1 pseudogene is annotated in these 242 nt (G+C 45.9%); it reads right to left on the reverse strand.

The window, feature by feature from the left end:
- A pseudogene (locus tag VQ643_RS16465) lies at nt 1-242 on the reverse strand (IS3 family transposase); the annotation flags it as partial.

Genomic DNA, 242 nt, shown 5'->3' on the forward strand with positions numbered 1-242 from the left:
CGCGCTTATGGTTCCATTTAAAACCTTTAACATTACGCAGGTACAAGAAGCATAGGCCAAATCCCCAGCGCTTTTTATTGTCGGTTAATCGAAGCAGCCAATCAGCAATCTGCTCGTTCTCAGCATTGAGCTTGCTTTGATAGTAAAAACAGCTCTCGCTAATACCTAGACAGCTGCAAGCAAGGCGAATGCTGATGGCATGTTTGATTATCGCCTCTTTCGCCATCTCCTTGCGCAGGGAT

It is taken from the genome of Pseudomonas sp. F1_0610, assembly GCF_047470865.1.
Classification (GTDB): Bacteria; Pseudomonadota; Gammaproteobacteria; order Pseudomonadales; family Pseudomonadaceae; genus JAZDRH01.